A 7,927-nucleotide genomic window follows, 5' to 3' on the forward strand; every position below is an offset into this window, starting at 1 on the left:
GGATAGTTATTTGGCGAACCAAGGGGGTCGAGGGGGAACGATGAACGAAGCGCTGGCGGAACCGCTCACCGGATACCAGGTGGTGGCCGTGGCTGCAGCAGTCGCCGGAGTGGTCGCCGGCCTGGTGCGAGCCTATGTGGCATACCGGGCCCGGATAAACGAGGAACGCGAGGCGACGACACGCACCACAGCCCGGGTGACATGGCTGATTCGGCTCGCGGAGGCCGACCATGACGTCGTGCGGATCGTGGAACGCGACCGCGACGGGCATCGAGAGGTCGAGCTGGGCGGACGCAGCGCGTCGAAGCCCGAGGCCGTCGAGGAGGCGGCGTGACCGACATCAAGGGCACGGCCGCTCTGACACCGGGCCCCGCCGACAGCGACGCTCTGCGCGAGGCGGAGGCAGCCCGCCTGAAAGCGCTCCACGACCGGGAGTTCGCCGAATTCGCCGAGGGCTCCTACTACCGGGTCGAACGGATCCTCAGGGCGACGTGTCGAGACCGTCAAGCGGTGGACGACGCCCTTCAGGAAGCGTATCTGCACGGCCGAGTCGAGTGGCCCAAGCTTCGCGAGCACGTCAAACCGGCCGGCTGGATCATCAGCACGGCCCGTTTCAAGATGCTGAAGGACCACGATCGGCGCCAGCGGGAAGCCGCGGTGGCACCGGAAGACCTGCCACCGTCGTCCCACTCGGACATCGCGGACGTGTGGGAGGCGCAGGAGACGCTGCGAGGCTGGCTGCACCAGCTACCGGCACGGCACGCCGAAGTGTTCCAGATGTCGCGGGAGGGCTTCTCCAACCAGGAGATCGCAAGCATTCTCGGGCTGACCGAGAACAGTGTCCGCTCCTACAAGACCGCCGCCAAGAAGAGGCTGGGCGAACTGGCCGAGGAAGCAGGCTTCACCCGTTCGGAGCGCGACCGGCGTCAGGGGGCGGGCCGTGGACCTCGATGACATCCTGACCTTGGCCGAGACCAGGCCCAGCCCTCTCGAACTCGCCCGCGCCCGACGTGTCGCACGGACGGTGCAGAGTCAGTACGACCTCTCCCTGACAGAGGGCTACAAGATCATCGTGGATGCCGACCTCGTCGACCCGCTGACGTGGGACGCCGACGAGGCCACCCGGGTGGCGCGCGCCGCCCAGCTCGCGAAGCGGGGCACGGTCACCTGGCTGCTCGGCGCCGGCCAGACGGAACATTCCGAGCGGCTCTCCTGGTCCGACGAGATGGCGATGATCGTCGGCCACGCGCCCGGAACGCTCCGCCTCACCCCGCGGACGCTCTTCGAACTCGTCCATCCCGCTGATGTCGAGCGTGTCCTCGACGTGGTGAGGACGGCGTGGGAGCAGAGCCGTCCCGACGAGATCGGCTTCCGGGTGGTCCAACCCGGAGGCAGCATCCGCCACGTGTCCTGCCACCTCGAGATCCTGACCGAGGCGGGCCGGCCGGTCGGCGTCATCGCCACGGGCGAGGACGTCACCGCGCTCGAGCTCGCTCGCCAGGAGCAGCGTCGGCTCGCCATCCGCCGTCAGATGCTCGGCGCCGATCTGGCCGTACGGGACGTGCTCACCGGACTACAGACCCGGGGCTATGTCATCGACGAGGTCGACAGGGCGCGTCGCACGACCGGCGGCGCCCTGATCGTCGTCACGACCGAGCCCGCCACCCGCATGCCTGACGCGCTCACCGACGAGGACCGGGACCAACTGACGGCTGACATCGCCCGGACCCTGCGCACAGTCGTCGGGCATGACGTGACCAGCGGCCTGGTGGGCTCCGGCTCGTGGGGCTTGCTACTTGCCCGACAGGAACAAGCGGGGGCGGCTGAGAGCCTGGCTGCGCGGATCGTCGACAAGTTCCGGAATCATCTCTTCAGCGTCCGCCAGAAGCCACTGCGGCTCAACATCTCAGCCGGTGTGGTCCATTTCGGCAGCGACATCCCGGACACCGGCTTCGACCTTCTCATCGACGGCGAGCACGCGGCCCGCGACGCACGCCGGAGCGCGACCGACGTCAAGGTCCTGGAGCATCCGGCCGCCGAGAGGGAGCGGACGGAGCGCTGCCGTTCGCGGATTCTCGGCGCTGTCTCGACGAACCGTTTCGCCCTGTACGCCCAGCCCATCACCGATCTCGCACTCAACCAGATCGCCCGTCACGAGATTCTGCTGCGGATACGGAGTGACACCGGCGAACCGGTCGCGCCGTGGGCCTTCCTCGACATGGCCGAGCGTGTGGGTGAGATCCTGTCCGTCGACAAATGGGTCATCGATCATGCTCTGGAACTGATCGGCCGCGGAGCCCAGACCTCCCACTATCAAGTGAACGTCTCCGGAAAATCGCTCGCCGACCCGGGTCTACTCACCTTCGTGACCGAGGCGATCAATCGGCACAGCGTCAAGCCGGAGTGCCTGACATTCGAAATCACCGAAACCGCGCTGATCGAGAATCGGAACGAGGCCCTGACCTTCGCCACGGGAATCAGGGAAATCGGGTGCCACCTCGCGCTCGACGACTTCGGCACCGGCTACGGCGCTCTCGCTCAACTGAAGTACCTGCCGGTGGACCTCGTCAAAATCGACGGAGCGTTCATCGTCGACCTCTGCCGATCCCCGGCAGACCAGGCTGTGGTGTCGGCGCTTGTCGAACTGTGTCACACGCTCGGCATCCGTGTCGCCGCCGAGTACGTCCAGGACAAGGAGACGATGGACCTTCTGCACGCGGCCGAGGTCGACTTCGCTCAGGGCTACCACATCGGGCGGCCAGCACCGATAACAGTGAGTCAGGAGAATGTTCAGACGGTCGAACTCGAACTGCGGTTTCCGCCTCAGCAGACAGCGATGGGCTGAGCAACCGGGTGGGTGAGGCACAAAGGGCCCGCGTGAGAGCGGGCCCTGAGGCGGTTGCGGGAACCCTCGCGGGCCTCCTGCGTACGTCACGCTAACAGTTGTCACCCTGAGCGGGCGGGAACCGACGGGGCGGGTTCCGGCTCGGCCGGCTCGACCGGCGGGGGTGCGGCCCGGCGGCGGAACAGCAGCAGCATCAGCCAGCCCGCGACCAGTCCCCAGAACGCGCCGCCCACCCCGAGCAGGCTCACCCCGGAGGCGGTCACCACGAACGTCACCACCGCCGCCTCCCGCGCGTCCGGCTGGGCGACCGCCGCCGTGACCGCTCCGGCGAGCGCGCCGAGCAGGGCGAGCCCGGCGACGGCCTCGACGAGCACCGGCGGGGAGAGCAGCACCAGGGCGGTCGCCACGCCCGCGCTCAGACCGAGCAGGGCCAGGCCGATCCCGGCGGTGACCGAGGCGATCCAGCGCCGCTCCGGGTCCGGGTGGGCGTCCGGGCCGGCGGCCAGCGCGGCGGTGATCGCGGCCAGGTTCACCGCGTGGCCGCCTGCCGGGGCGCCGAGCACGGTGGCGAGCCCGGTCACCCGCAGTGCGGAGCCCAGCGGGGCCCGGTAGCCGTACCCGGCGAGCACTGCGGTGCCGGGCACGTTCTGGGCGGCCATGGTGACCAGGAACAGCGGCAGCGCAAGCCCGACGACGGCGGGCAGCGTCCAGGCCGGTGCGGTCAGCGCGACGACGGGTGCGGCGTCCAGCCGGGCCGGCCCGGTGGTGGTGAGCGCGATCGCGACCACCGCCACGGCGAGCGCGCCGGGTACCGCCCAGCGGCGGGCGAACCGGTGCAGCAGCAGCCAGACCAGCACCACCGGCCCGGCGAGCCGGGGCACCTCGACCAGGGCGCGTACCGGCGCCGTACACAGCGGCAGCAGCACCCCGGCGAGCATGGCGGAGGCGATCGGGGCCGGGATCGCGGCGACCGCGCGGCCGAGCGCGGGGATCAGCCCGGCCGCGATGATCAGCAATCCGGCGACCAGGAAGGCGCCGACCGCTGCGGGCCAGCCGCCGGGGACCGGTCCGGTGGCGACGAGCAGCGCCGCGCCCGGCGTGGACCAGGCGATGGCGAGCGGCAGCCGGTGCCGCAGGCCGAGCCAGACCGCGCAGGCGCCGCTGGCGACGCAGAGCGCGAGCAGGCCGGAGGCGGCCTGGTCCGGTTCGGCGCCGACCGCGCGCAGCCCGGCCAGGACGACTGTGAACGAGCTGGCGAAGCCGACCAGGGCGGTCACCACGCCGGCCAGGACGGGTTGGAGCCGACCGCCCATGCTCTCCTCCTCCGACCGTTCCGTTTACGGAACGGCACGGTGTAGCACGATAGCCCCCATGACAGCCGCCGCACCAGCCGACGACCGGGGCGCCCTGGAGGTGGGCCGGCGCATCCGCTCGCTCCGCACCGAGCGGGGCATCTCCCTGTCCGAGCTGGCCCGCCTCGCGGGCGTCGGCAAGGCCACGCTCTCCGGCCTGGAGAACGGTGTGCGCAACCCCCGGCTGGAGACCCTGTACGCGATCACCGCGCAGCTGGGCGTACCGCTGACCGCCGTGCTCTCCGCGCCCGACCAGGCGCCGACCGTACGCGGGGCCGCGGTCGGCGCCACGCTGCTGGAGGTGTTCGACGACCGGGAGGCGACATACGAGCTGTACCGGATGCGGGTCGCACCGGGACCGGCGCAGCTCTCCCCCGCCCACTCCGACGGCGTGACCGAACACGTGACGGTCTTCTCCGGCGTGCTCCGCGCCGGCCCGGCCGACGCCCCGCTGACCGCCGGTCCCGGGGGCTACCTGCGGTGGTCCTCCGACGTGCCGCACACCTACGCGGCGGTGGGCGAGGAGGAGGTCCACGCGAGCCTCCTGCTGCGCTATCCTCGTCCGTCCACACCGGACAGTTGACGCATACCCAGGATGCAAGCTGATGACATTTCTTTCAGCAGACCCGCCAGCGCGTGCAGACGCGGACCCGTTCTTCTTGGCAAGCTTGTCGTCATGACGCTCATCCTCCGCTCGGCCATCCTCAACGACGTCGGCCTCGTCCGGACCAACAACGAGGACTCCGCCCTCGCCGGTGACCGCCTCGTGGCGGTGGCCGACGGCATGGGCGGGCTCCCCGCCGGCGAGGTGGCCAGCGAGATCGTCATCCGGATCCTGGACGAGCTGACGCCGCCCACCGGCGCCGACGAGGCGGCCGACGCGCTGCGCGCCGTCGTCAGCACCGCGAACCAGCGCATCCGCGCGGCCATCACGGTGGACCCGGCCCGCGACGGCATGGGTACGACGCTCACCGCCGGCCTGCTCGCCGGCGACACCCTGGTCCTGGCCCAGGTCGGCGACTCCCGCTGCTACCTGCTGCGCGACCACGAGCTGACCCAGCTCACCCGCGACGACACGTTCGTGCAGGCGCTCGTCGACCAGGGCGCGCTCTCCCGCGACCAGGCCCGGCACCACCCGCAGCGCTCGCTCGTCACCCGCGCGGTGCAGGGCTCCGACGCGCCGCCCGCCGTCGGCGCACTCACCGTCTTCCCCGGCGACCGGCTGCTGCTGTGCAGCGACGGCCTCTCCGACTACGTGGAGGACGCCGCCATCGCGGCGGCACTCGCCACCTACGGGGACCGCCAGCAGTGCGGCGAGCAACTGGTGAAACTGGCCCACCAGGCCGGCGCGCCGGACAACGTGACTGTGGTCATCTCGGACGTCACCCAGGCGTGAGCGGGCGCCCTTTCCGGTTGCGCACCACGGCGGGTGCGGTTGGGATGAACGGATGCACATTCGCCGGCTGGCCGCCGATGAACGACTGACCACCAGCTTCCCGCTCCAGGCGTACGCGTTCGAGGCCTCGCCGATGGGCGCCACCCGGACCGACCAGTTCCGCGCGTACCTGCCGTACAACGCCGGGAACACGACGCTGGTGGCCGAGGAGGACGGGGTCACCGCGGCGGCCGTGTCGGCGATACCGATGCGGCAGAACCTGCGCGGCGCGGTGCTGCCGATGGCCGGTGTCGCCGGCGTGGCCACTCATCCGCTGGCCCGCCGGCGCGGCCACGTCCGCACGCTCATGCAGCAGCTCCTCGACGGCGTGCGCGAGGAGGGCCACCAGCTCACCGCGCTGCACCCGTTCCGCGCCTCGTTCTACGAGCGCTTCGGCTACATCGGGCTGCCCCGGCGGCGTACCGCGATCTTCAACCCGGCGGACCTGGCGCCGCTGCTGCGCGCCGAGCTGCCCGACGAGCTGGTCTGGGAGCGGATCGGCGCGGGGTATCCGCGGTGGCGCGCGTACACCGAGCGGTGCCTGCGCGAACGCCACGGCTTCGCGGTCTTCCCGGACTTCCGGGCGGTCGGGCTGCGCGACCGCGACGACCGCTGGCTGGTCGCCGTGGTGCGCGGCGGCGAGACGGTCGGCGCGGTGACCTACCGCATCGACGACCACGCCGGCACGCTGTTCGCCGACGACCTGCTGGTCGACGACGCGTACGCCCGCGCGTCGGTGCTCCAGTTCTTCGCCCGGCACGTCGACCAGGTGGCCCGGATCAGCGTCCAGGTGACCCCCGACGAACTGCCCGAGCTGTGGCTCACCGACCTCGACGTACAGGTGGAGGCGCGGGTGGCCCGGCCCGACCCGACCGCGCCGATGGCCCGGCTGCTCAGCCTGGACGCGCTCGCCGAGCAGCCGGTCGGGGTCGGCCGGGTACTGGTCGAGGTGGTAGGCGACCGCTGGCTCGCCGGTCGCCACCTGCTCGACGGCACCACCGGCAAGCTCGCGGTGCTGCCGGCGCCGACCGCCGCCGAGGGCAGCGTGCCGACCGCGCGGCTCACCGCCGCCGGGCTGTCCGCCCTGGCGTACGGGGTGCTCGACCCGGCCGAGGTGGTCGTACGCGGACTGGGTGAGGTGCCCGTGGACGCGGCCGGTGAGCTGCGCCGCCTCTTCCCCCGCGAACTTCCGCACCTGTTCGCCGACTTCTGACCCGGTTGGCGGCACGCGTCCGGGGGTAGGGTCCAGCGCGTGCCGGAGTGGCTGGAAGCGGGATTCTGGGGCCTGCTCGCCGGGTCGGCCCTGCTGATCGGGGCGGCCGTCGGGTTCTTCGCGCGCGTACCGCGCCGGATGACCGCCTCGGTGATGGCGTTCGGGGCGGGCGTGCTGCTCTCCGCCGTCTCGTTCGAGCTGATCGACGAGGCGCACGAGCAGGGCGGCCTGCGGCCGGTGGTGATCGGCGCGGCGATCGGCGCGCTCGCGTACACCGGGGCGAACGTGCTGCTGGCCCGGCACGGCGCGCGGCACCGCAAGCGCTCCGGCGACGAGCAGCCCTCCGAGCAGGAGCAGCCCGGCTCGGGTACGGCCATCGCTGTCGGCGCGCTGCTCGACGGCGTACCCGAATCGGTGGTGATCGGCGCGAGCCTGCTCGCCGGCGGCCCGGTCAGCCTGGTCACCGTCATCGCGGTGTTCCTCAGCAACGTGCCGGAGGGGCTGTCCAGCGCGGCCGGCATGCGGCAGGCCGGGCGCACCCGGCGCTACGTGTTCGGGCTGTGGACGGCCATCGCGTTGATCTCCGGCGCGGCGGCGCTTGCCGGATACACACTGCTGGGCGGCGCGCCGCCCGAGGTGCTGGCGACGATCACCGCGCTCGCGGCGGGCGCGATCCTCGCGATGATCACCGACACCATGGTCCCGGAGGCGTTCGCCGACGCGCACCTGCTGGTCGGGCTGATCACAGTGCTCGGTTTCCTGGTCGCGTTCGCGCTCTCGCACGCCTGACCGGCGTGCTCGGTCGCCGGTGCCGCCGCGTTGCTTCCGCCCGGTCGCCGGCCGCCGGCTTAGCGGCGGGTTAAGGATCGGCTGTGGAGTCGTGCCGGGGCGGGCGGTCCTCCTAGCATCGGGCGGTGCGCGTGAAGTCGGCTGTCACTCTGCTCGTCCTCACCCTGGCGACGGCGACGGTCCCTGCCTGCGGCGACGACGATCCGGCTGTCGCGCCCGCCGCCGGCGCCGGCTCGTCGGCCAGTCCGGCAGCCGCCCCGGCGGCCTCGTCGAGCGGGCGGGCCGGTCTCGGC

Annotated in this window: 8 protein-coding genes; 7 read left to right on the forward strand and 1 reads right to left on the reverse strand. The window is 72.0% G+C overall.

Annotated features, from left to right (window positions below; all coding sequences use genetic code 11):
• The first annotated feature begins 40 nt into the window (after window positions 1–40).
• The 3 genes from AC2CHG_RS10200 to AC2CHG_RS10210 are packed head-to-tail and all read left to right on the forward strand — an operon-like array spanning window position 41 to window position 2,845.
• Window positions 41–334 carry a hypothetical protein gene (locus tag AC2CHG_RS10200; RefSeq protein ID WP_262015629.1) on the forward strand — a complete coding sequence of 98 codons (294 nt, stop codon included), beginning with the start codon at window positions 41–43 and terminating at the stop codon, window positions 332–334.
• On the forward strand, window positions 331–954 hold the full coding sequence (locus AC2CHG_RS10205) for an RNA polymerase sigma factor (RefSeq protein ID WP_262015630.1): 624 nt from the start codon (window positions 331–333) through the stop codon (window positions 952–954). Before AC2CHG_RS10200 ends, AC2CHG_RS10205 begins: the two co-directional genes overlap by 4 nt.
• Complete coding sequence (locus tag AC2CHG_RS10210) at window positions 941–2,845, forward strand: EAL domain-containing protein (RefSeq protein ID WP_262015631.1); 1,905 nt, start codon at window positions 941–943, stop codon at window positions 2,843–2,845. Before AC2CHG_RS10205 ends, AC2CHG_RS10210 begins: the two co-directional genes overlap by 14 nt.
• Window positions 2,846–2,946: 101 nt before the next feature.
• Here the strand turns inward: AC2CHG_RS10210 and AC2CHG_RS10215 are convergent, their stop codons facing one another.
• A complete protein-coding gene (locus tag AC2CHG_RS10215) occupies window positions 2,947–4,158 on the reverse strand; it encodes a benzoate/H(+) symporter BenE family transporter (protein WP_366618564.1) in 1,212 nt (403 codons plus the stop codon).
• Between the two features lie 58 nt (window positions 4,159–4,216).
• Between AC2CHG_RS10215 and AC2CHG_RS10220 the strand changes: the two genes are divergently transcribed.
• The 4 genes from AC2CHG_RS10220 to AC2CHG_RS10235 all read left to right on the forward strand — a co-directional run bounded on the left by AC2CHG_RS10220 (window position 4,217) and on the right by AC2CHG_RS10235 (window position 7,634).
• Window positions 4,217–4,780: a helix-turn-helix domain-containing protein gene (locus tag AC2CHG_RS10220; RefSeq protein WP_262015633.1), complete on the forward strand. Its 564-nt coding sequence runs from the start codon at window positions 4,217–4,219 to the stop codon at window positions 4,778–4,780.
• A gap of 93 nt (window positions 4,781–4,873) precedes the next feature.
• Complete coding sequence (locus AC2CHG_RS10225) at window positions 4,874–5,593, forward strand: PP2C family protein-serine/threonine phosphatase (RefSeq protein WP_402810470.1); 720 nt, start codon at window positions 4,874–4,876, stop codon at window positions 5,591–5,593.
• A 52-nt stretch (window positions 5,594–5,645) separates the two neighbouring features.
• On the forward strand, window positions 5,646–6,845 hold the full coding sequence (locus tag AC2CHG_RS10230; RefSeq protein WP_402810472.1) for a GNAT family N-acetyltransferase: 1,200 nt from the start codon (window positions 5,646–5,648) through the stop codon (window positions 6,843–6,845).
• Window positions 6,846–6,884: 39 nt separating this feature from the next.
• Complete coding sequence (locus AC2CHG_RS10235; RefSeq protein WP_194802106.1) at window positions 6,885–7,634, forward strand: ZIP family metal transporter; 750 nt, start codon at window positions 6,885–6,887, stop codon at window positions 7,632–7,634.
• Window positions 7,635–7,927 lie beyond the last annotated feature (293 nt).

The sequence above is a fragment of the Micromonospora sp. ATLC20 genome (assembly GCF_057196585.1).